We start from the raw sequence: 22,884 nt of genomic DNA on the forward strand, positions 1-22,884 counted from the left end.
GCTTATGTTTTCGGTATCGTTTCTTTCTCTTCATTAAATCGTTTCGCATCTTCCTTCGGTTTAATCTTGAGGTAGTAAATGATGTAGCAGGCGGCCATAAATGGAACTCCGCAATAAAGACCAATCCGCTGATCCTCAATAAAGAATAAACTGATAAGAACAATGCCAAATGCGATAAAGCCTGCTAATGGCACAAATGGATAAAAAGGCGTTCGGAAGACAAGATCCTTTACATCTCCGCCCTCTTTTATGAATTGTCTCCTAAAGAAGTATTGGGATAAACAAATCGACATCCAAACCACGACAAGCACCATACCCGAAATGGATATGAGCCAGACATATACCGTTTTTGGTGCTACAACACTCGTGAGCAGTGATAGAGCGGATACACCCATTGTCACCAATAAGGCATTGATCGGGATTTTACGCTTGGATAATTTTTTCGTGAAAACAGGTCCTTTCCCGTCTTTTGAAAGCGCCCAAAGCATACGTGATGATGCATATAATCCAGAGTTCGCTACAGATAAAACGGCTGTAATGATAATAAAATTCATGATATCTGCAGCGTATGGTATACCGACCTTGTCCAACACCACAACAAACGGACTATCCACTGCGCCGGCGGTCTGCCATGGAAGAAGTGCTGCAAGAACCGCAATCGATAAAACAAAAAAGACCATCGTCCGCCAAATAATATTCCGAATAGAGCGTGGGAGTGTTTTTTCTGGACTTTCACTCTCCCCTGCTGCAATCCCTACAAGCTCTGTTCCTTGAAAGGAGAAATTGACTGTGACCATGGTTAATAAAATCGCAAAAAGACCATTAGGAAAAAGTCCGCCATGATCCGTCAAATGACGAAATAGAGGGGCAGGTTCCCCACCTTTCAAGTGAATCATTCCGAAAATTGCGCCAATTCCAATGATAATAAACAATAAGATCGCAGCCACCTTGATGGCCGAAAACCAAAACTCTGTTTCAGCGAAACTGCGTGCCGAGATGGCATTAATAGCAAATAAGATGACGCTAAAGGCAAGACACCAAAGCCAAACTGGGATATCAGGAAACCATCTTTGGAGTAGAATACCTGCTGATGTAAACTCAAGTCCAATCGTACACGCCCAGCTAAACCAATAGAGCCAGCCAATCATAAAGCCCGTGGATGGACCAATATACTTCGTGGCATACTCTTGAAAAGAACCGGCTGTCGGCATCGCCACTGCTAATTCACCAAGACAGAGCATCACCAAATACATGAGCAACCCGCCAATGATAAACGAAAGAATGGCTCCCCCTGGGCCTGCCTGATGAATAATGAGTCCTGATCCAAGGAAAAGGCCTGTTCCGATAACCCCACCTAAGGCAATCATAAAGAGATGTCTGCTTTTCATGGAACGCTCTAGTTCATTATGCTGTTCTGGCTTCAAATCCGTTTCCCCACTTTCACTCTTCTATTCATCAACCTTTGACAAAATTCGCCGTTCATTGAAAGAGAAAGGGAGAATTATAAGGCTTCTCCCTTGATCATTTATGCTTGAAATAACGCTTGGATATGAGCAATTGCCCAATCCAAGTCTTCTTTTGAAATGGTAAGCGGCGGTGCAAATCGAATTACTGTCTCATGGGTTTCTTTGCATAACAGCCCCGCTTGCTTGAGTTTCTCACAATAAGGTCTAGCTGCCTCAGCCAGTTCCATCCCAATAAATAGTCCACGCCCGCGGACTTCCTTAATGACAGGACTTTGAATGCGTGACAGTTTGTCTTTGAAATATTGCCCTAGCTCCAATGAGCGCTCGGCAAGCTTCTCGTCGATTAACACATCTAGTGCAGCAAGTGATACTGCGCACGCAAGAGGATTCCCGCCGAAGGTAGACCCGTGAGACCCTGGATTAAATACACCTAAAATATCACGGTTTGCTACAACACATGAGATCGGGAATACCCCACCGCCAAGTGCTTTACCAAGAATCAGCATATCCGGCTCAATATCTTCCCAGTCGCATGCAAACATCTTACCGGTCCGCGCTAATCCCACTTGAATTTCATCTGCGATCAATAACACATGTTCCTTCTCACAGATCGCTTTTGCCTCTTTTATAAAGCCCTCAGGCGGCATGACAATGCCCGCTTCTCCTTGAATCGGTTCAAAGAGAAAAGCCGCTGTTTGCGGAGTGATTGCTTCGCGTAACGCCTCAATATCTCCATAAGGGATGAGCTTTATGCCTGGAAGCATCGGACCGAAACCTCTTTGATATTCTGCTTCCGAAGAAAGTGACACAGCCGTCATTGTACGACCATGAAAATTCCCGGTACATGCAATGATTTCTGCCCGATTCTCTTCGATTCCCTTGACATCATAGCCCCATCGTCTCGCTGCCTTTATCGCCGTTTCCACAGCCTCGGCACCCGTATTCATCGGCAATGCCATCTCTTTATTCGTTAATTTGCAGATCTTCTCATACCATGGGCCAAGCTGATCATTATGGAAGGCCCTTGATGTGAGTGTCACGCGGTCAGCTTGTGTTTTAAGCGCTTCAATAATGCGGGGATGGCGATGTCCTTGGTTCACTGCAGAATATGCACTGAGCATATCCATGTAGCGGTTGCCCTCAGGATCAGTCACCCACACTCCCTCAGCCTCTGAAATCACAATTGGCAACGGATGATAGTTCGCCGCACCGTATTGTTCTGTTTGATGAATCAATGCTTTTGTCTGTGTCATCGTGTATTCCTCCTTCTATAAGCTTGCCTCTTTTGATTGGGTTCATCTTCACTCTTATGTTATGCAAGGATCATGCCAACTTAGTGATCGCTCTGTGCCTAGGATTGCGCTCATCTTTAACGCAAAATAATTTTGCATATGCAAAACTATTTAGAGGAAACCGCAAAATTTTTCATGTAAAATAGAGGTAATGTCTGGAGGTGGCGCAAGTGAAAAAAGATCAGCATACCGCAAAGCTCGAAAATGAGATTGATCTATATAAACAAATGCTCGATTTAATTGATGTTGGGGTTCACGCCATTGATGAAAATGGCAATACCATTGTTTATAACAAAAAAATGATGGAGATCGAATCTTTAAAACGTTCTGATGTCCTTTATAAAAATGTCTTAGACCTCTTTGTGTTTCAGGATGAGATGCACAGTACACTTGTCCAAGCGCTGCGAACCGGGAAACAGACGGTTCATGCAAAGCAGACGTATCACAACTACAATGGAAAAGAAATCACAACGATTAACCATACATACCCGCTCGTACGAGACGGTTTGATTCAAGGAGCGGTTGAAATTTCGAATGATGTCACGAAACTGGAACGGCTCATTCATCACAATATGAAGAAAAAAGGAAACACACGCTTTACATTTGATTCAATCATTGGAGAGAGTCCTGTCTTTTTAGAAGTGATTGAACATGCGAAACGAGCCACACGTACCTCATCTTATGTGCTGATTGTTGGTGAGACAGGCACGGGGAAAGAGCTATTTGCACAAAGCATTCATAATGGCAGCAGCCGTTCATCTGGACCATTTATTACGCAGAATTGTGCAGCACTGCCTGATAACCTCATTGAAAGTCTGCTATTTGGAACACAAAAAGGGGCTTTTACAGGGGCAACAGATCAGCCCGGTCTATTCGAACAAGCACAAGGAGGTACACTGCTTTTAGATGAGATCAACTCATTACACCCGGCTCTTCAAGCAAAACTATTGCGCGTCTTGCAAGAGAAACGTGTAAGAAGGTTAGGCAGTACAAAGGAAATCGCCATTGATGTGAGAGTGATTGCGAATATGAATGAGGACCCTGTGGATGCGATCGCAGGTGGACGGATGCGAAAGGATTTATTTTACCGGCTTGGCATTGTCACCTTGTTTATCCCGCCACTCTCTGAGCGAAAAGAAGACATCCCCACATTTGTCATGCATTTTATTCAAAAATATAATGAACTGTTTCAAATGAATGTGAAGGCGGCTGATGAAGAGGTACTTGCCCTGTTCCAAACTTATCATTGGCCAGGTAATGTAAGAGAACTGGAGCATGTGATTGAGGCTGGAATGAATATGATGATGGACGAAACATCCTTAAGCTTGCATCACCTTCCTTACCATTTCCGATTCAAGCAAGGAGAAGGTCATCCTAGTGAACACATGCAGATGAGTCCGCTTAATCTAGCAGCTGCAGCTGATACGTTTGTCTACACGAGCTCAGATCATACAACTGATTTCCAAACCCAAATGGAACGATTTGAAAAACAATACATCGTCCATTACTTAAATAAAATGGACGACAATATTTCACAGACTGCAAAGATATTGGGCATGAGCAGGCAAAGTCTGCAATATCGAATGAAAAAATTGCATATTTCTCTTCAATAATAGAGCTGTGCCCTTATGCGGCACAGCTTAGATTGTTGACAAAGGGCTAAAATGACCTTTATTTTAGCCCTTTGTCTTCTTTTCAGCGTGATAGAAAACCTTTGCAGTCTAGGAAGGACGAGCACTGGCACGGAGCGAATTTGACATTCGTGAGTACCAGCGCGCAGGACTGACAAAGAATGCGAGGGTTTGTCTACACGCTGAGCTGTGCCGCTTTTCGGCACAGCTTATTGTATATCTGGCTTTCCTTCCTGTTCTTGCAGCACATCACCAAGAAGTTGTTCTACTTTTTCCAAATGTGTGAGCATCGCCCGCTCTGCTTCTTCTGGCTGTTTGTCCATGATAGCTTGATAAATTCGTTCATGGTCCTTGTAAAGCTGATGGATGGACGCTTTTCTTGAGAATAACACGACTTTTCTTGTTTCTCGCATCGTTTCCATTAACAAGGTTGAGACCTGATTCATTAACGCCGCTAGTAAATGATTCTTTGAGGCTTTGGCGATGGCAAGATGAAATGTGAGGTCTGCCTCCTCACCAATTTCTTTATGCGCTTCTGCACGCTTCATTTGTTCTAGTGCCTCCTGCAGTCGATGGAGGTCATCGTCTGTCCGCAGCAATGCTGCCTTTTTGACAGCACCTGATTCAATGATTGATCTCACTTCAAGAAGCTGTGCGATATCCTGCTGCTTCATCAAAAAAGCAGGAGATAAACAAAATGTGAGCTGCTCAGGATCGAACTGCTTCACATATGTGCCTTCTCCTTGCTTCATCTCTATTAATCCGATCGCTTTCAGAGCGGACAGCGCCTCTCTCACAGCGGAACGGCTGACTTGAAAGTTTTCAGAAAGTGCTTGAACCGAGTCTAATTTTTCGCCCGGAAGAAGCTCCCCCGTTCGAATGGATTCGATTAATGCATCCGCAATTTCTTCATATATTTTTTTCGTTTTGATTTGTTTATATTTCAATTGGTCTCACCTCATCACTGTTGTCTACCCTATCGGCTCATGCCCTATCTTATACTTTACCCCAAAATTCAGATCACACGTCTTCCCTTTTTTCAATTCTCAAGAAATCTTCTATCACTCTTCCACTCATCAAAAAAGAAGCACATGCCATTGTTTCTGGCATGTGCTTCTTTTTAATCATATCGCTTCCGCAGCGTGGAAGACGGAAGGTTCATTTGTTCACGATATTTGGCAATGGTTCTGCGAGAGACACGGATACCAAAGGTTTGCTGAAGCTGCGTCATGATTTGCTGATCCGAATACGGTTTTTTCTTATTTTCTGATTGAATCAGCTCCGCAATGTGGGTCTTCACTGTGTAGCTGGATGCTTCTTCTAGCGAATGCCCTTCTAGTTTCGCTTGGAAAAACTGCTTCATTTCCATTAATCCGTAAGGGGTCTGCACCATTTTCCCTTTGACTGTTCGACTCACTGTCGACTCATGCACTTGTAATATATCTGCAACCCGCTTCATCGTAAGCGGTTTCATTTTATGCTTCCCGGTCAGGAAAAAATCAGTCTGTTGTAAGATAATCTCACGAACGACATTTGTCATCGTTTGTTTTCTTTGCTTAAGCGCTTGAACAAGCCAATTGTACTGCTGCTGCTTTTCCTTTAAATACGTGTATGCTTCATGCCGCTTTTGATCTTGAATCATGGCGAAATACCCTTCATTCATTTCAATGTCCGGAAAAGCACGCTGGTTCAGCTCGAATGTGATGTGACCTCCCGCAGCTGTAATCAACACATCTGGTTCTATATACACATCCTCTTCTTCATAAGAGAAAAGAAGGCCTGGTCTTGGTTCGAGAAGCGACACCTCATCTTGTATGGCTTGCAGGGTTTTCAACGGCATACCTGTTTTAGCTGCGATTTCCTTCCAAGCCTTCCTTGCGAAAAGAAAGAAATGCCCTTCGATGATCAGCTCTGCTTCATACCAGCGATCCTTTTTTCGTCTAAGCTGGAGCAGGATGCATTCTTGCAATGATCTAGCGCCTATACCGGCAGGATCTAATGATTGAAGCTGATGAAGAACGGCTTCTACTTCTTCTGCCGAAGCCCCTAGAGCAGTGGCCATTTGGTCAATCGGTTCATTTAAATAGCCATTGGAATCAATGGACTCAATCATAAATTGAAAAATCCTTTGATTCTTTTCATTTAAATTCAAATCAATGGCCTGTCTCTTTAAATACATTTGCAGGCTTTCTTTTTGATGCGTACGATACGGCTCTGTCATTCGATCTTGCGTTCTTTTATGATAAACTGGTTGATAGCTGTCCGTGTCTTTCCGCTCAATCAGAGGGTTCTCAAGCGCTAACTGATCAAGATACTCACCCAGCTCTGCACAATTCAATTGCAGCAGCGTAATCGCCTGCCTGAGTTCTTGTGTGAGTACCTGCTTTAATACTAGTTCTTGTTGCAGTTTAAGGCTCATTGTCTCCCCTCCCTCTCATCATTTTACATGAAGATTGACGGACCGTATATACGAAATAGGAGTGATGTCCATGTCTGAACTTTTTTCCGTTCCATACTTTATTGATAACTTAAAACAGCACATTGCCATGAATCAACATGAAGACAAGATTCATGCCATGAACGCTTATTATCGTTCGGTGGTTTCTACACTTGTGCAGGATCAATTGACGAAAAATGCTGTTGTCTTGAAGCGAATTCAGCATCTCGATGAAGCGTACCAAAAGGTGAAAAAAGAAAGCGAATAAATGGACGACAAACAACACCCTTTCTCATGATTGCAAAGGGTGTTTTTCATGCAGGAAAAGCTTTTGATCCAGCTTCGATTTGTACATCATCAAAAAGCCGGACCGACCTACAGTATAAATGATAAAGGCAAACCATAGTCCGTGATTGTGCCATATCGGAATGACTGCCGCCTGAACAGCCACAAACAAAATCATCGCAAACAGCATTGAATTCCTAACAGGAGCAATTTCTGTCGCACCTGTGAATACACCGTAAATCACCAAACCAAAGCAAGCAGCAAACGGATAAAGAACGAGCCAATCGGCATATTGCAGTGTCACATCAAGAAGCTGAGGCAAATTTGTAAACAGGCTCAAAATCGGTACTTTAAAGAAAAAGTAACCTGCCGCAATGACACATGCCATCACAACTGCCCATTGTCTCGAAAGGGTTAAAGTTTTATCATAAAGCGCTCGGTCGTTCGCACCTACTGATTTACCGACAAGGATGCTGGACGCATTGGCAAATCCATCGAACAAATAGGCCATGATGTAGTGAATTTGAAATAAAATGGCATTCGCTGCCAATTGCTCCGTTCCGAAAGACGCTCCCTTTGCTGTAAACATGTTGATCACGACAAGCAGACAGATCGTTCGGATAAACAAGTCTTTATTCACATGAAACATTTTCTTTACTGCACGTGTGTCCATCACCTGCTGGATAGACGGCATCCGAAAACCGTTTGACGTATGCTTCAAGATGATCCAGGCCCCTAACACAAAAGCAGTGAGTTCAGAGATCAATGTCGCCGCTGCCACACCTTTGACGGCAAAAGAAAACGCATGAACTAAGATCAATGCCAAGATCATATTCATGACATTGATCAAAATTTGTAAAGAAAGAGCTTCTTTCATTTTTGCCATCCCCATCAGCCAGCCAAGTATGACGTAATTCATCAAGGTAAATGGCGCTCCCCAGATCCGAATATGAAAATAATCCGCTGCATATTCACGCACATCAGCAGCAGGAGAGATGATCCATAATGCGGATTGAATAATGGGCCATTGAAGAGCAATAAAACAAAGCCCGACGATAATAGCCAGCAAAAAAGGCCTTAGAAAAGCAAGAACACCCTGCTCCTCGTTCTGCGCTCCGTTTGCTTGGGCGGCAAAAGCAGATGTACTTACCCGCAGAAAACCAAACAGCCAGTACAATGTACTAAAAATGAGACTGCCGACTGCGACGCCCCCTATATAAGCGGGATTGGCAAGCTGTCCAACAACTGCTGTATCGACAGCACCGAGTAATGGCGTGGTCATCGTTGAAATGGTTAAAGGGATCGCCAAAGCTAAATATGCTCGATGGTTCATCGATGCCACCTGCCTTTCATGAAAAATAGCCTCTCCTAAAAGAGGCATTGAGGGAATGAAAAAGTTAACGAAGCGGCCTGCCAATCGTTCGGGACAAAGGGTGACTGGCGAGCGTTGCCTCCTTCATTTTCAGCACAGCTTCGTGCTCTGATATAAAGAAATCATCCTTCGATTGAAACTGAGCCACAAGTTCACCTTGATCAAGAATCGCTAATTGATCACTTAAATGATAGGCCGCTGTCAAATCATGTGTGATAAATAAGTATGCAAGCTTCAGCTCTTTCTTTAATTCGACTAACAAATCTAAAATGACAGCCTGCGTAACCATATCTAAGCTACTGACTGATTCATCCAGCACAATGAGCTTTGGCTGAAGCACCAGTGCTCTGGCGATGTTGATCCGCTGTAGCTGGCCGCCGCTAAATTGGTATGGGTACTTGGACAAATCCTGCTCACTGAGCCCTACTCTTTCTAACCAGTGAATGAGTATATGCTGACGTTTTTTTCGGGTCATTGGTTCATAGTTTTCAAGCGGCTCAGATAAGATTTGTTCCACTGTCCACCTTGGATTCACCGCTGAATATGAATCTTGAAATACCGCTTGTACATGTCGGCGGAAATGCTGATGTGTCCGCTGATCTGCACGAATGATATCCTGACCTTCAAACAGAACTTGTCCGCTACTCGGCTTCTCTAGTCCAAGGATGATGCGGCCGAGTGTACTTTTCCCTGCACCACTTTGACCTAATAACCCAAGACAAGTGCCTTCTTCAATGGTCAAATGAACGTTTTTCAGGACAGGGGTTCTCCCTTTTGTCCTCATCAGAAACGATCGGTTGCCATAGGAATGACTCACTGCTTTCACTTCTATTAAATGCAACGGTCTTCTCACCTCAAATCGGGCAAACAGCTGGAATGGATGGACGAGCTGCTAAAAGTTTCTTTGTATAATCATGCTTTGGGTGTTCAAAAAGCTCAAGAACTTCAGCCTTTTCAACGATTTTTCCTTGTTTCATCACCACGACCACGTCTGCCATTTCTGCAATCACACTAAGATCGTGGGTAATGAGCAAGATCGCCGTTCCGTATTCATGACGAATTTTATTCAAGTGCTCAAGCACCAGCTTCTGATTGTGTACATCTAATGCGGTTGTCGGTTCATCTGCGATGATCAGAGGCGGATGCATACAGGCAGCCATAGCAATCATGACACGCTGGAGCATCCCCCCGCTTAATTCAAAAGGGTACTTACTCAGTAATTGATCTGGATGCGGCAGGTTCATTTTCTCTAAGGCTTCAATTGCCTGGACCCGAGCCTTCCTTTTACTGACAGATGTATGCCGGCGGATTGTTTCAATCAATTGATGTCCAATTGTCCATACAGGCGTAAAGCTATTCATTGGATTTTGCATAATATATGAGAGATCTTTGCCACGAATAGACCGCATATGCTGTTCACTCAAACCGATCAATTCTCGACCTTGTAGAGTGATACTGCCAGTCACTTCCGTTGTTTTTCGATCAAGCATGTTTAAGATCGACATACTTGTCACCGTTTTTCCGCATCCGCTCTCACCAATTAATCCAACAATTTGACCGTGCTTTACCTCAAATGCTATTTCCTGAACGAGAGAAATGGTTCCTTGCGGCGTTTTCGTATGCACATGCAGGTTCTTTATATTTAAAATAGACTCTTCCAACTGACTCATTCCTTTACACACGACGTTTGATGCCATATTTCTCTGAAAGAGCTTCTCCCAGTAAGTTGAATAGAATGACCACAGCCATAATCACAAGGCCCGGATAAAGCATCAGCTGAGGATTTGTTTGAATATAAGATTTTCCTTCATGGATCATCGCTCCCCATTCAGGCGTAGGCGGCTGAACCCCTAAGCCTAGAAAAGACATGGCTGAAATGTCCATAATCGCCCAGCCCATTTCAAGTGTGCCCACAACCGCGAGTGGCGGCAGTACATTCGGAATCATATGCTTTCTCATGATATTCCAATGAGAAGTACCACTAATCTTCGCAGCTGCAATAAAGTTTTGTTCTTTTAAACTAAGCACCATCCCTCGAAAGACGCGGGCGTAATACACCCACTGCACAAGCATCAAAGCCAGCACCACTTGAGAAAGCCCTGGTCCAAAAATACCGACTAATCCGAGGATCAGCACCAAATTCGGAAATGCCATGACCCCGTCGCACAATCTCATCAATACGTGATCGATCCAGCCGCCTTTATATCCAGAAATCAGCCCTACGATTAAACCGATAGATAGAGAGGAAACAAAGATTAACAACGCACAGCCTAGTGAAATACGAGCACCATATAGAATACGAGATAAATTGCATCTTCCCAATTGGTCGGTGCCTAGAGGATACTCCCATGAAGAACCCTTTAGCTTCATTGCAAGATTGACAGCCGCTGGGTCATGCGGAGCGATCCATGGTGCACATATTGTCACAATGAGCAGGAGACCGAGCAGCAGCACACAGATCGAGATCATCTTTTGATGATAGAAAAGATGTTTTACTTTTGTCATCATGGCTGGCGGCCTTCCTTTCTAGAAATACGGGGGTCAATGAGCAGCAGAAGAAGATCCACTATCAAGCTGCTTAAGATAAAGATACACGCTGCCATCAACACATAAAATTGAATGACCGGCAGATCTCGGTTAAAGATCGCTTCAATAAAAAATCGTCCAAATCCAGGCCATGAAAAAACAGCCTCTACAATAATGGTCCCTGTGAGCAGCTTGCCAAGATTCACGCCAAGTCCTGTCAGCATCGGTGATATCGCCATTCTGAAGACATGTTTGAACATAATCGATTGTTCCTTTAACCCTCTCATTCTCGCATATTGAACAAAAGGCTCGTGAAGCGTCTCACTCACACTCGCTCGCAATAATCTCGTATACATCGCAATTAACGGCACAGCCAGTGTAATGGATGGCAGTACAAGATGTTCCCATGTACCAACACCTTCAACAGGTAAAAGATCGAGTTTCACTGAAAAAAAGAAGATGAGCAAATACCCCAAAACAAAGGTCGGGATAGATGCTCCTAGGAAGGAAATCAACCGGCTCACATGATCTACAACGCCATTTTTTCTCACCCCGCTGAAAAAGCCTAGTGGAATACTGACACAAATTGCGATCAGCAGACTAGTGAACGCCAATTGAATCGTCGCAGGTATTCGATAGATCACCTCATCAAGCACAGGCTGATTGGTCATATACGACCGCCCAAAATCAAGACGGACGACTTTTTCAATCGTATGAAGGTACTGCATGTAAAAAGGTTCATCTAAACCAAATTCACTTCGTTTTTGGGCTAATACCTCATCAGTAGGCTGAATATGAGCCGCTGCTAAATATGCCTCCGCTGGATCAACTGGTGACAGATGAATCATGCCAGTTGTGAACAGTGTGGCTAGTAGAAATACAGGAATGATAGATAACATTCGTTTGATGATATAGCGGCTCATTTGCTTACCTTCCTTCTGTTACTTCAGCTTGATGCCTGTGAAAGGGTGTTCATCTCGATTCGCAGGGAAATCAAAGTCCTTCACATCTTTTTGATAAACAGCTGTCTTTTTAAAATAAGAGATTGGCACAATCGCCCCTTGATCTTGCAAGGAAGATAAGACGGACGAATAAAGTGCTTTGCGTTTGTTTTCATTTGTTGTTGATGGAATCTCTGTCATTTCTTTGATCAGCTTATCTTTATTCGGATACGCTGAGATCGCTTCTTTGAATCCAAAACCATCTGATGAGACAACGTTCATAAATGTATGCGGATCATACGGCGCTCCGTAATTGCTAAAGAAGTTCATATCAAATTTGTTCGCTTTAAACCGCTGAACCTGCGTCGCCAGCTCGACACCTTCAAGTTTGACGCCAACGCCAATAGCTGCCCATTCTGCCTGCAGTGTTTCAGCCATTGTTTTTTGAATCGATTCTGCTGAGTCATACATCATACTAAACTCAAGCGTTTTTCCGTCTTTTTCGCGTATGGTTTTTCCTTTTGGAAGCGTCCAGCCCGCTTCATCCAGTAAAGCCTTCGCTTTGTCCACATCATATTGGAAAGATTTCACCCGGATGCCTGACGTATATGGCATGTTTGTCGGCAAGATGTGATCTGCTACATCCTCTAAGCCAGAGGTCACACCTTCCACCAATGATGTTTTATTGATCGCATACTGAAGGGCGTGACGCACTTTCTCATCTGACAGCTGATCGACTTTTGTGTTCATGACAAGCTGTCTTGTGGCTACAGGCTCTGACATCTTCGTTTCATACTTGCCGCTCGCCTCTAGTTGTTTAAAAGCATCAAGGCTAATCGTTCCTTCTCCGTAAAGTAGATCTACATCGCCTTTTTCAAATGCCATCACTCTTGTTTCGGCATCTGGAATGACCTTCACTTTGATTTCTTTGACCTTTGGTTTCTCTCCCCAGTAGTGGTCATTTCGTTCAAAAATCGCGTAATCATCTTTTTTGTACGTCTTTAATACCCAAGGACCTGTCCCCACTGGTTTTTCGATTCCTTTTGATGTATCTCCGTTTTTCGGAAAACCTGCTTCGCCTAGGAAACGAACGGGGCGCACAACAGCTAACTCTTGAACAGTTGGATAATAAGGCTCAGTTAATGTGAGTTTAAACGTTTGCTTGTCCACTGCTTCTGTCTTTTTAATTTTCTTTATGACACCTAACCAGCTATGTACTTCTTTGTTTTTTAAAATCGTATCAAAATTCTTTTTCACAATGTTCGCATTAAATTTAGATCCATCTGAGAACGTGACATTGTCTCTAAGATGGAACGTATACACCTTGCCATCCTTGGAAACATCCCATGATTTTGCTAATTCAGGTTTAAGCTCTCCATTTTTTTGATAGCTCACCAATGGTTCGTAAATCATGGATTGGGCAAACAATTGTGATGGATTGTATATGTGTGGATTCATTTCGCCAATATCTCTTGGCCATGCCATGGTGATCATATCGGGATGATCCTTGTCTCCACCTGCTCCATTATTTGATTGAGAACAGCCTACTAGTAAGAAGATCAGTAGGATAGGTAATATTGTATTTATTTTAATTTTCGGAAAATTACTCCAAATCGACATAAGTTGCTCCTCCTAATTGATGCTGATAATCATTTTCATTTTAAGGAGGAAGGACTCTGTTGTCAATATCATATTTGAAACGAAATGACAATATACATTCCTTATTATTCCATAAATTGAGGGATTTGTTAAAAAGAGAGGCAGGCTGCTGATGAACGAGCAGCCTATGAGGAGGGTAATGCTTTCTTTTGCAGGGCGTTGTACAGTGTATCAATGACAAGCTCCTGTTCCGCGTCTGTCATGCTTGTACCAGATGGCAGGCAAAGACCTGTCTCAAATAACAACTCAGATGCAGGGACTTCATCGGCTGTTGTATAAAAAGGATAACCATGAAAGAGCGGCTGCTGGTGCAGTGGCTTCCATACACGCCTTGCTTCAATCTGCTTTTGTTCTAAAGCATCTATCATCTCTACTGGAGACATCTGTGCATGATGATCCATGGTGAATGTGGTCAGCCAGCGGTTTGATGTGGTTTCTTGATATTCTGGCATAAATTGAAGGCCCTCAATATCGGCTAAAGCATCTTGATAACGCTCGAAAATGCGACGTTTTTGCTGAACACGCTCCTCTAACACTTCCATTTGTGCAATTCCTACACCTGCGAGCAGGTTGCTCATCCGATAGTTATATCCCTCCTCTTGATGCTCATAGTGTAGGGCATGTTCTCTTGCCTGTGACGCGAGAAATCGGCAGCGGTCGATGGCTGATTCATCATCACTGACAAGCATTCCGCCTCCTGATGTTGTAATGATTTTATTTCCGTTAAAAGAGTACACACCGAACCTGCCCATTGAACCGCTTTTTCTTCCTTTATATATACTGCCTAACGATTCAGCCGCATCTTCAATGATTGGCACATCATATGCCTCACACACCGCTATGATTTCATCCATTTTTGCACTTTGTCCGTATAAATGAACGACAATAACCGCACGGGGTCTTTTCCCAAGTCGTTTTGTTTCAGCAAAGGCTTTCTCTAACGCCAGCGGACACATATTCCATGTCTCTTTTTCTGAATCAATAAAAACAGGCGTCGCTTGTTCATATAAAATAGGATTTGCACTGGCAACAAATGTGAGAGTGGAACAAAAGACCATATCTCCCTTTTGAACGCCAATGAGTTTTAAGGCAAGGTGAATGGCTGCTGTTCCTGAAGATAATGCCGCTCCACTCTTCACGCCTGCATAATCCGCGACCACTTGCTCAAATTCATTTACAAGCGGTCCTAATGGTGCAATCCAATTGCTTTTAAATGCCTCCTCTATTTTCTTCTGTTCTTTTCCACTCATATGAGGAGGAGATAAGTAGATTCGTTTCCTGTCTCTCATGATTTCCCACCTTCTCTTCGATCTTTGATCTCAATTGCAGGAACGCCTACAGCGACTTTCTGATCATGTATATCTCGGGTCACTGCCGCTCCTGCGCCGATTACTGCCCAGCTTCCAATGGTTCTGCCAGGTATGACAGCAGCCCCAGCTCCAATATGAGCACCCTCTCGCACAGAGACACAGCCGGTGAGCACAGCTCCCGGGGATAGGTGCGTAAAGGATTCGAGAAAGCAGTCATGCTCCACGATAGAACCGGTGTTGATAATGGCATGCTCACCGATCACTGCATCTGCTTGCACAACAGCCCTTGCCATCACAACCGTTCCCCGGCCAACCTTCGTTGACGAGCTCACAACTGCCTCTGGATGAATCAGTGTGGCAAATGCCCTCTCTTCAAATGCGAGACGTTCTTTGATCCTCTGTCTGATTTCGTTTTGCCCAATGGCAATAAGCCATTGCATATCAGGTATTTCATCTCTTACCTTTTGACTCATAGAAATCGGACCATACAGAATGCCGGTTTGAGGGTCAGCTTCCTCAAATCGATCGTCTAATACAGCACACAATGAGTACTCAGGATGCAAAAAAATCAACTCCTGAATGACCTTACTGTGTCCGCCAGCCCCTATTAAGCCAATGGGCTGCTCTTTACGTATCAGTTCCTTTGAATTTTTCAGCTGTTGCATGATTTGGCTGCTGCACCCCTTCTGTTTTGATGACTTTCAGCAAGGTCATCCATAAGATTTTCATATCGAGCCAAAACGATTGGTGCTCTACATACCAGAGGTCATAGGTGAATTTCTCCTCCCAAGAGAGAGTATTTCTCCCATTCACCTGGGCCCATCCAGTGATACCAGGCTTTACAAGATGACGCTTCGCTTGCTCCTCTGTGTACATTTGTAAATACTCCATTAAAAGCGGTCTTGGTCCAACGAGACTGATTTCCCCTTTGAGTACATTGACAAGCTGCGGCAATTCATCAAGACTGAGCTTACGAATAAAGGCGCCGGTTTTTGTTAATCGAAGATGGTCTGGAAGCAGTACGCCATGTTCATCGCGTTCCTCGGTCATCGTCCGAAATTTATAAAGCATAAACGGCTGTCCGTACAGACCAGGCCGTTCTTGTCGAAACACCACAGGCGCTCCGATTTTCCACCGAATGAGTCCATAGATGAGAAGGAAAAGAGGACTCCCTGCGATGAGCAGTGTCAGTGCCACGACCACATCTATTATTCTTTTCATCATTGCTTCTCCTTTCCACACTAGCGGGAGACAGCTCGTTCAATAGCAGCTTGTTTCACCTTACGCATGAGCTGTATCCGCTCTTGTTTTGTTCCTGCAAATTGATACAAATAGCCTAAGTAGAGAACGAAACATATTCCGCCAATACAAAATAGCTCCCACCATCTCGTCACATCATACACAGCCTGAATGCCGGCACAGATCCCCCATATGAACAGAGCCCCAAACAGCGGAACGACTGTATGTTTGTAAAAGATGGTACTTTTCTGTTTCGTGATCTTGGCTGTATACAATGGGAGAAAGACGATATTTTTCATCAATAAAACAACGGCTCCTGCTGATGCAATGCCATATAACCCGAGCTGAAGTAGGTGAGTCAGTCCATAGGCGAACAGGACATTGGAACCGCCTAATATGAGTGTCACAACCGCCGGCACTTTAAATCGGTTAAAGGCAGTCGGTACATAGGTCAGCGGTAAAAACATCAACGTGAAACACAAATAAGCCGCATGAATCATCAGCAGCCATTTCAGCTCCTCAAAGGCTGGTCCAAGCCATAACAGCATGAGCGGACCGGCAAGACCTCCTAACAGAGCCGCGGGGAATGCCACAAATAAACCACTCCATTTCATGGCTTTGGCAGCGTATTGAATGAGCCCCTGCTCGTCTTGATTTGAATATAATTTTGTGATCGTTGGCGCAAACACAACCGCAAGTGTCCCTGCAAGGGTGCGCAATAATAATGGAAATTGTAAAATGGCGGCATACTGTCCAGTCGCTTCTGCCCCAATCAGTAAGTTGGTCATCAATAAATCGATTTGTAAAAACAACAAAATGCCCATTTGTTCAAATGAATGCCACACCCCTGATCGAACCAGCGTGAGACTTGAAGATAAAGAAACGTACCGCCACTTAAACGAAAACCAAGGAATGAGTTTCTTAAAATAATAGAGACCCATTCCCAAAGCGGCGAGACTCCCTATAACGGCTGCAAGCGGAATATGCCAAATGGCTGGTGTTGTCACGGTAAATAACAGAACAATCACAAGCGCCCTGCCAAACATCTGAATGGCCTGTCCAACACTCGATACATATAATTTGTTCGCATAAAATGGTGCCGCCCCAATACCAGACATGACGAAATTGAGCATAAATAAAAGACCCCCTAACACAAAGGCGATCTGTGTATCTTTTGCAAGATGAGCAGGCACATGGAGCCAATCAACCAGCTGCTGAGACATGAATAGACAAAGTAAAAAAAGACAGATGGATAAAAAGAGAGAACTGACAAAATAGGAAGCGAGATAGCGCTGCGCTTGTTCCATCTCTCCTTTATGAGCCGCAACAGAAAAAAAACGCACCACCACAGCACTTAATGAAGCCGTAATGACCGATAAATAATTGATCATATTTTGCGTCAGATGAATCAGACCAAACGCTTCCACTCCAAGTGTATGAACAATGTAAGGCGTTAAACAAACAGACATCAGCATCATCAAGATAAACGTCATCACATTTGCACTGACATTGTAAAGAAACGCACGGTTCATGGTGATTTCACGCAGTGTTTAAGGGCCTTCATCCAGCTTCCTCTCCCTTTTGTCCGCTTGTTTTCATATGCTGATGAATGGCCTTTTTCACCGCTTCCTCCGTTGGTTCCTTCAAAAGGGTCATAAACGGCAAGTGCGCTACCCATTCATATCCTTCCATGACTTTATGATCAAACGACCTGATGACAACACACGGTGTTTGTGTGATCGCACAAAAGATCATGCCATGCAGTCGATCTGTCACGACGACTTGTGCCTGTCTCAACTGCGTCCATAACGTGGATAATTCCTCTAAACGAGTCGTTCGATTTACTCGCTTACCAATGGTTGTTGTGATAAAACCAACTTGATCATACGTTTCTTTGATATGCTCCTGCAGTTGTTCTCGTTTCTCTTTCGTGAGATATGCCTCCTTATCCTCACGCAGACAAAGCAGCACTCCTTTACGGGTTTGACTCTTTGATGTTTCGTCTAATGTCAGGACCATATCAGGCTGTTTCCACACCTCTTTATTAGGAAAATGCTGCTTCATCCATTGATAGGTGGTTTGATCTCTTGCCATCAAAAGAAGCCTCGGGTGTTGTTGATATGCTTGAATAGCGCGGCGTTCTTCTCTTTTCCCTCTCTTTGTTTCTGTAAAATGAGCAGTAGCGGGCAGCTGAATGACGGGATAGGACTTAAAGGCATTCATGATAAATTGTCTTGTCCATTCTTCATATCGATATAAATCGCCCATGTTGCCCCCGCCGATGATACAGACAATGTCCTCTGGGTGCCGCGCGTGCTTCAGCGGACGTGCTAGACGATACATCTCCTGCATGTCTACTTCTATGATTTGATAGTCTGGAAAGTGCTTTTGTAAAAAACAGCAGCTGGCATAGGCAATCGCGTGATCACCTAAGTTGTCATGTGCCGGCAGCAGCGTGAGAATGATTTTCTTCTGATGACGCAGCTCTGGCAGTCTTTGGCGGCTCAACCTATATTGGAGCGGATACTTGACCTTTAAGAGCAGCCACTCTGCGGCATGTGCTTTTAATTGCTGCAATGTCACAATCATCACCCCGATTTTCTCGTTTGATATTCAATCCATTTTTGATAGCTTGAAGCTGCGACAGAGAGCGGATACACCCACTGCAGCCTAGCAAGGAATAAGATCATTCGCTTGCGCACAGTCAGCTTCGATGGTTCCACTTGTTTCACAGCCTTCTGAAAAGCTTCATGTGTCACCATTTCACGCATATGACCAAGCTTTTTTTGAAAGGACAGGGAATTTTGGCTCTTCCATTCATTGAGCATACAATGCAGCGTATGATTCACGATAAAAAAACAAAAAGCCTTCTCATATGGTGTCAGCTCATCATGCTCTTTTAAAAACAAACGCTGCGCGTCATAAAACGCCAGTCCATGCTGAAAATACTGCTTTTGATATCGCTGGACAATGGATGACAAATGAACCCGGTAATAATAAAGCGGCTCATGAACAAAGGCAATGACACGTGATAAAGAAAAACAGCGCAGCGTGACATATTGATCTTCAATATTCTCAAGCTCACCTCTCAACGGAAAACGGATATGATGCTTTTCGATAAACGCCCGCCGATACAGCTTATTCCATGAGAATCCCGTGATCTCACCATGTAATAACGATTCTATTAAACTTGTTTTATCGGCTTCCTGCTGAGCTAACAGCGTCGTCGGTATGATCCGTTTTGACTGTTCAAACTGAATCCAATATTCACTGATAACAAGATCGGCACCGGTATTTTCGGCTTCTTGATATAAAGCCTCACAGTATTGAGGAGCGAGAACATCGTCTGAATCAACAAAGGCAAGATACGTTCCTGTTGCTTCTTCTATGCCCCTGTTCCTCACCGCTCCCAGCCCTTGATTGGTTTGGTGAATCACCCGAAATCGCTCATCACGCGCAGCAAACGCTTCAAGGATGTCTCCACTGTAATCGGTAGATCCATCGTTAATGAGGATGACCTCTATATCTGAAAAGCTTTGGTCTGCAATCGATTGAAGACACTGCTCGACATATTGACTAGTGTTATAGACTGCGACCAATAGACTGATAGCTGGCATGACAGCAAGCCCCACCTTTCTTCAAATCTACTTTGTAAAAATTGTTCGGTACGGTAAAACAGAAGAATCAAACGGCATCAGCATGATGCTGTACAAAATATAGCAAACCGCAATTCCGATATACATAAAGAAATTGGTTCGTTGATCAAAAATCCGTGTGAAATAAGGCAGTAAAATGAGCTGATACAGACCAAAGTAAATATGAAATCTTGCATAAATGACATCCTTCGTTGCAAGGATGCCAAACAAAAAACCAAGCAAACAAAAATTCACAATATAATCACTCTCTGGCGTCAGCTCACGAAGTCGTTTTCGACAAAAGAACGCAAGCAATAACGGCAAAATCAAGACACCAATTTTCGTCACATTCATTCCATTCGTATTCGTTGTCAGCCACTCCTCGTAATGACCATAAGAACTCCCTTGCAGCATCACCACAAACACGGAGACAAAGCGGTCATACAGAGCGGTTAAGCCTAGAAAAATCATACATAACACAAACATCATCCAAGACCATGCCTTTGTTCTGACGATGAAATAGACTGGAATCATAATGAGTGCCGAGGAATGAAACAGCGCGCATACAAGCACGAGCGGAAAATACCATTTCCACTGACCTTTGATGACAAACTGGATGGCATAAAAAAGAATCGCTGCCACCATATACTGCCGCATGCCATTGAACGAAGCGTAATAATGAAATGTGCCGAGAAATAGCAGCATACTAAGCTCAAATGGCCGTCCATATCGCACAAGTGTTTTGATAATAAAAAAATAGGTGATGATCCCAACTGTGATATACATGATTTGCGGCTCATGTGACAGTTGATTGAGCATCCACAAGATCAATGTAAAGCCCGGATCAGTGGCGGCCTTGTCTACACCGAATCCGAAAATATGCCAAGGCTTGTCATAGTTGACGGAGAACTCATACATTTGTCCATAGGTGACGAAATCAGTTCCTACTTTGTAGCGTATGCCCGCCACAATACAAAGAAATAAAAATGGAAAAAACACCAGAAGCTTGTTCGGCCGCCAGCCGCTTTGTATGGTATCATCACGTCTGCCATAAAATGCAGCAAAGCTCGACCATAAATAGACCATGATCATGTTCACCAAATAAACCGCCATCTGCCAATCCTTCCTTATAATCCATACACATTCATCACACGGGTGATGTTCTGTTTCACATCAAATCCTCTAATGCCAAGCTGAGAAATAATCGTCTCCTGAAGAGGAGGGTCTGCATGGTAGGCTTCTAGTATGGCTTTCATCCACTCATGTGCTGAATCTTGCAAGGACTTCCGTTTCACAAGCCCACAACCTAAATCGACTTCCTTTGTGATATGATCTGAAATCACACATGGGAGTCCAGATGCCTGCGCTTCCACTAATACGAGCGGAAGACCTTCAAACAAAGACGGCATCACAAACACATCAAATGCTTTCATATACTGCGGAACCTCTGAGACAACGCCCGTAAACACAATGTCTTCCATTAATCCTGCTTTCACTGCATACGATTCAACCACTGGCCGGAGCGGCCCATCTCCTATGAGAACTAGCTGAAAGGAGACCCCTTGTTTTTTCAGTGTCTGCGCTAATTCGATGAAAAAAACATGGTTTTTCTGCTCATGAAATCGGCCAATATGTCCAATGATCAGTTTTCTCTCGTGAAGATGGAGGTCTTTTTTCATCTTCACCTTCGCTTCTGGCTCCAACTGAAAAAAAAGGTTCAAATCAATCCCATTTGGCAAAATGTCCACTCGTCCATCGTGCATTCTTTTTTGTCCAAATAAAAAGACACCGGCATCTTCACCGCATGCAACAAGCTTCGTAGAAAAGGCAAAGATCAGCTGACGAAATCCTTTGAGCATCAAATGATCCACCCGGCTAGGAGACTGTTTCCAAGCGGTATTATGTGAATGGCAAATGCGTATCTTCACACCTGCCAGTTTCGCAGCAAGGGCAGAAAAGCCCGTTTGAAAATCTGTATGTGCATGCACCGCCTGATAAGGTCCCGTTTGCTTAATCGTCTTCGTCAACGTTTGGACAAACGTCCATGGAGAGGACGCTCCAATACTTGGGACATAAAAAATCCGCCCGCCAAGCTGACGAATTTCCTCATCGTAATCACAGGCATCCTCCCGGTGGGTAATGAAATCAAATTGAAGAACATTTCGGTCGATTGCACGATAGATGTTCATGATCATCGTTTCTGCACCGCCTCTGTTCATTCCGCCCACAACATGAAGTACACGCTTTGGCTCACTCATCCCGAATCGTCCTCCTTTTCACCATAGATCCTCCAAGTTTCCGCTGATGATAAAACCTCATGATCTTTGGTGACATACAGGCACGGATGACCGGCTTAAGCGCAAAGAGATAATCAAACGGCGACAATTTTAATTGCTTGCATGCTTTTAACACAAGCCAGGCATTGTCCATGGAATATCGGAATTTCCTGCGCTGAAAGGCCGCTTCATCCTCCCTTACAAGGTATAAGGGCTCTTGCAGATTAAAGCCTTTTCTCCCCGCAGCAAAAAAACGAATCCAAAGATCGATATCTTCCATCCGTCTGGTTGTTTTGACAGAACGATAGCCATTTAAAGCCTTGTAGGCAGACGCTCTCATCATAATCGTCCCATGACAAAAAGGCGTTCCTCTTGCCAACACCCTTCGATCAGGCTCTGAGACAAGTGCTCGAACGCCCTTCGCCCCTGACTCATCAAACACCGTCATCGCCGTACCAACCACATCATATTCCGGATGTGCTTCAAGGAAATGAACCTGTTTTTCTAATCGTGTAGACACCGATATATCGTCGCCATCCTGTCTTGCAATCAGTTCTCCATTAGCTTCAGTAAGACAACGATTTAAACTGGCGGCAAGTCTTTGATTGTGTTCGTTTTGAATGAGGCGAATTCTATCGGGTTCACGCATGGTATAGTGCAGCACTTTTTCATAGGTGCCATCTGTTGATGCATCATCACATATGATGAGCTCCCAGTTTTCATAGGTTTGACGGAGAATCGATTCAATGCTTTCATCTACTGTCTCTTGGCAATTGTAAACACCCATGATAATCGATACTTTCGGCTGACGCATG

Annotated in this window: 21 protein-coding genes; 2 read left to right on the forward strand and 19 right to left on the reverse strand. The window is 44.0% G+C overall.

The genetic code is table 11. From position 1 onward, the window contains the following. Positions 1–2: 2 nt before the first annotated feature. Positions 3–1,424 (reverse strand): amino acid permease, encoded by a 1,422-nt coding sequence (locus NST09_RS15915; RefSeq protein WP_171465780.1) that lies wholly within the window; start codon positions 1,422–1,424, stop codon positions 3–5. Positions 1,425–1,525: 101 nt separating this feature from the next. Continuing rightward, the gene (locus NST09_RS15920) at positions 1,526–2,719 is read right to left on the reverse strand and encodes an ornithine--oxo-acid transaminase (protein WP_342493105.1); all 1,194 of its coding nucleotides are present in this window, start codon (positions 2,717–2,719) and stop codon (positions 1,526–1,528) included. Positions 2,720–2,928: 209 nt separating this feature from the next. Here NST09_RS15920 and NST09_RS15925 point away from each other — a divergent pair, with 209 nt between their 5' ends. Next, complete coding sequence (locus tag NST09_RS15925; protein WP_342493106.1) at positions 2,929–4,371, forward strand: sigma 54-interacting transcriptional regulator; 1,443 nt, start codon at positions 2,929–2,931, stop codon at positions 4,369–4,371. 227 nt (positions 4,372–4,598) lie between these two features. On the opposite strand, the gene NST09_RS15930 is transcribed toward NST09_RS15925, so the two are convergent. Beyond that, the gene (locus NST09_RS15930; protein WP_148779725.1) at positions 4,599–5,336 is read right to left on the reverse strand and encodes a FadR/GntR family transcriptional regulator; all 738 of its coding nucleotides are present in this window, start codon (positions 5,334–5,336) and stop codon (positions 4,599–4,601) included. 173 nt (positions 5,337–5,509) lie between these two features. After that, positions 5,510–6,808 (reverse strand): RNA polymerase factor sigma-54, encoded by a 1,299-nt coding sequence (rpoN, locus tag NST09_RS15935; protein WP_342493107.1) that lies wholly within the window; start codon positions 6,806–6,808, stop codon positions 5,510–5,512. 70 nt (positions 6,809–6,878) lie between these two features. Between rpoN and yvfG the strand changes: the two genes are divergently transcribed. Then, the gene (gene yvfG, locus NST09_RS15940; protein WP_017359206.1) at positions 6,879–7,094 is read left to right on the forward strand and encodes a protein YvfG; all 216 of its coding nucleotides are present in this window, start codon (positions 6,879–6,881) and stop codon (positions 7,092–7,094) included. Positions 7,095–7,118: 24 nt separating this feature from the next. Here yvfG and NST09_RS15945 read toward each other — a convergent pair whose 3' ends face one another. The 15 genes from NST09_RS15945 to NST09_RS16015 form a co-directional block, all read right to left on the reverse strand. After that, a complete protein-coding gene (locus tag NST09_RS15945; protein ID WP_342493108.1) occupies positions 7,119–8,444 on the reverse strand; it encodes an MATE family efflux transporter in 1,326 nt (441 codons plus the stop codon). Between the two features lie 64 nt (positions 8,445–8,508). Next, complete coding sequence (locus NST09_RS15950) at positions 8,509–9,324, reverse strand: dipeptide/oligopeptide/nickel ABC transporter ATP-binding protein (RefSeq protein WP_254000806.1); 816 nt, start codon at positions 9,322–9,324, stop codon at positions 8,509–8,511. Between the two features lie 13 nt (positions 9,325–9,337). Further along, on the reverse strand, positions 9,338–10,153 hold the full coding sequence (gene nikD, locus NST09_RS15955; protein WP_342493109.1) for a nickel import ATP-binding protein NikD: 816 nt from the start codon (positions 10,151–10,153) through the stop codon (positions 9,338–9,340). A gap of 4 nt (positions 10,154–10,157) precedes the next feature. Further along, positions 10,158–10,991 carry a nickel ABC transporter permease subunit NikC gene (gene nikC / locus NST09_RS15960; RefSeq protein ID WP_017359202.1) on the reverse strand — a complete coding sequence of 278 codons (834 nt, stop codon included), beginning with the start codon at positions 10,989–10,991 and terminating at the stop codon, positions 10,158–10,160. Continuing rightward, positions 10,988–11,932 (reverse strand): nickel ABC transporter permease subunit NikB, encoded by a 945-nt coding sequence (nikB, locus tag NST09_RS15965; RefSeq protein ID WP_017368084.1) that lies wholly within the window; start codon positions 11,930–11,932, stop codon positions 10,988–10,990. Before nikB ends, nikC begins: the two co-directional genes overlap by 4 nt. 18 nt (positions 11,933–11,950) lie before the next feature. Then, positions 11,951–13,570: a nickel ABC transporter substrate-binding protein gene (nikA, locus tag NST09_RS15970; protein WP_146270579.1), complete on the reverse strand. Its 1,620-nt coding sequence runs from the start codon at positions 13,568–13,570 to the stop codon at positions 11,951–11,953. 164 nt (positions 13,571–13,734) lie between these two features. Next, on the reverse strand, positions 13,735–14,898 hold the full coding sequence (locus tag NST09_RS15975; protein WP_165379137.1) for a DegT/DnrJ/EryC1/StrS family aminotransferase: 1,164 nt from the start codon (positions 14,896–14,898) through the stop codon (positions 13,735–13,737). After that, on the reverse strand, positions 14,895–15,584 hold the full coding sequence (locus NST09_RS15980; RefSeq protein ID WP_052463366.1) for an acetyltransferase: 690 nt from the start codon (positions 15,582–15,584) through the stop codon (positions 14,895–14,897). Before NST09_RS15980 ends, NST09_RS15975 begins: the two co-directional genes overlap by 4 nt. Continuing rightward, positions 15,547–16,140 carry a sugar transferase gene (locus tag NST09_RS15985; protein WP_017359198.1) on the reverse strand — a complete coding sequence of 198 codons (594 nt, stop codon included), beginning with the start codon at positions 16,138–16,140 and terminating at the stop codon, positions 15,547–15,549. Before NST09_RS15985 ends, NST09_RS15980 begins: the two co-directional genes overlap by 38 nt. Positions 16,141–16,160: 20 nt before the next feature. Continuing rightward, on the reverse strand, positions 16,161–17,690 hold the full coding sequence (locus NST09_RS15990) for an MATE family efflux transporter (RefSeq protein ID WP_035389448.1): 1,530 nt from the start codon (positions 17,688–17,690) through the stop codon (positions 16,161–16,163). Positions 17,691–17,718: 28 nt separating this feature from the next. Beyond that, the gene (locus NST09_RS15995) at positions 17,719–18,747 is read right to left on the reverse strand and encodes a polysaccharide pyruvyl transferase family protein (RefSeq protein WP_282833385.1); all 1,029 of its coding nucleotides are present in this window, start codon (positions 18,745–18,747) and stop codon (positions 17,719–17,721) included. Beyond that, on the reverse strand, positions 18,747–19,775 hold the full coding sequence (locus NST09_RS16000) for a glycosyltransferase (RefSeq protein WP_342493110.1): 1,029 nt from the start codon (positions 19,773–19,775) through the stop codon (positions 18,747–18,749). Before NST09_RS16000 ends, NST09_RS15995 begins: the two co-directional genes overlap by 1 nt. A gap of 27 nt (positions 19,776–19,802) precedes the next feature. After that, complete coding sequence (locus NST09_RS16005; protein ID WP_171465787.1) at positions 19,803–20,906, reverse strand: EpsG family protein; 1,104 nt, start codon at positions 20,904–20,906, stop codon at positions 19,803–19,805. Between the two features lie 14 nt (positions 20,907–20,920). Next, on the reverse strand, positions 20,921–22,051 hold the full coding sequence (locus NST09_RS16010; protein WP_342493111.1) for a glycosyltransferase family 1 protein: 1,131 nt from the start codon (positions 22,049–22,051) through the stop codon (positions 20,921–20,923). Continuing rightward, positions 22,044–22,883, reverse strand: a complete 840-nt coding sequence (locus NST09_RS16015) for a glycosyltransferase (protein WP_046344518.1) — start codon at positions 22,881–22,883, stop codon at positions 22,044–22,046. The genes NST09_RS16010 and NST09_RS16015 overlap by 8 nt, the downstream gene beginning before the upstream one ends. Position 22,884: the final 1 nt, after the last annotated feature.

The sequence above is a fragment of the Bacillus sp. FSL W7-1346 genome, from assembly GCF_038593335.1.
GTDB classification, from domain to species: domain Bacteria; phylum Bacillota; class Bacilli; order Bacillales; family Bacillaceae; genus Bacillus; species Bacillus altitudinis.

What these genes read in the sequence shown, in the direction of transcription:
- NST09_RS15920 (WP_342493105.1), bottom strand. Translation starts at nt 2,719, where the DNA reads ATGACACAGACAAAAGCATTGATTCATCAAACAGAACAATACGGTGCG.
- rpoN (WP_342493107.1), bottom strand. Translation starts at nt 6,808, where the DNA reads ATGAGCCTTAAACTGCAACAAGAACTAGTATTAAAGCAGGTACTCACA.
- yvfG (WP_017359206.1), top strand. Translation starts at nt 6,879, where the DNA reads ATGTCTGAACTTTTTTCCGTTCCATACTTTATTGATAACTTAAAACAG.
- NST09_RS15945 (WP_342493108.1), bottom strand. Translation starts at nt 8,444, where the DNA reads ATGAACCATCGAGCATATTTAGCTTTGGCGATCCCTTTAACCATTTCA.
- nikD (WP_342493109.1), bottom strand. Translation starts at nt 10,153, where the DNA reads ATGAGTCAGTTGGAAGAGTCTATTTTAAATATAAAGAACCTGCATGTG.
- nikC (WP_017359202.1), bottom strand. Translation starts at nt 10,991, where the DNA reads ATGATGACAAAAGTAAAACATCTTTTCTATCATCAAAAGATGATCTCG.
- nikB (WP_017368084.1), bottom strand. Translation starts at nt 11,932, where the DNA reads ATGAGCCGCTATATCATCAAACGAATGTTATCTATCATTCCTGTATTT.
- nikA (WP_146270579.1), bottom strand. Translation starts at nt 13,570, where the DNA reads ATGTCGATTTGGAGTAATTTTCCGAAAATTAAAATAAATACAATATTA.
- NST09_RS15975 (WP_165379137.1), bottom strand. Translation starts at nt 14,898, where the DNA reads ATGAGAGACAGGAAACGAATCTACTTATCTCCTCCTCATATGAGTGGA.
- NST09_RS15980 (WP_052463366.1), bottom strand. Translation starts at nt 15,584, where the DNA reads ATGCAACAGCTGAAAAATTCAAAGGAACTGATACGTAAAGAGCAGCCC.
- NST09_RS15985 (WP_017359198.1), bottom strand. Translation starts at nt 16,140, where the DNA reads ATGAAAAGAATAATAGATGTGGTCGTGGCACTGACACTGCTCATCGCA.
- NST09_RS15990 (WP_035389448.1), bottom strand. Translation starts at nt 17,690, where the DNA reads ATGAACCGTGCGTTTCTTTACAATGTCAGTGCAAATGTGATGACGTTT.
- NST09_RS15995 (WP_282833385.1), bottom strand. Translation starts at nt 18,747, where the DNA reads ATGATTGTGACATTGCAGCAATTAAAAGCACATGCCGCAGAGTGGCTG.
- NST09_RS16000 (WP_342493110.1), bottom strand. Translation starts at nt 19,775, where the DNA reads ATGCCAGCTATCAGTCTATTGGTCGCAGTCTATAACACTAGTCAATAT.
- NST09_RS16005 (WP_171465787.1), bottom strand. Translation starts at nt 20,906, where the DNA reads ATGGCGGTTTATTTGGTGAACATGATCATGGTCTATTTATGGTCGAGC.
- NST09_RS16010 (WP_342493111.1), bottom strand. Translation starts at nt 22,051, where the DNA reads ATGAGTGAGCCAAAGCGTGTACTTCATGTTGTGGGCGGAATGAACAGA.
- NST09_RS16015 (WP_046344518.1), bottom strand. Translation starts at nt 22,883, where the DNA reads ATGCGTCAGCCGAAAGTATCGATTATCATGGGTGTTTACAATTGCCAA.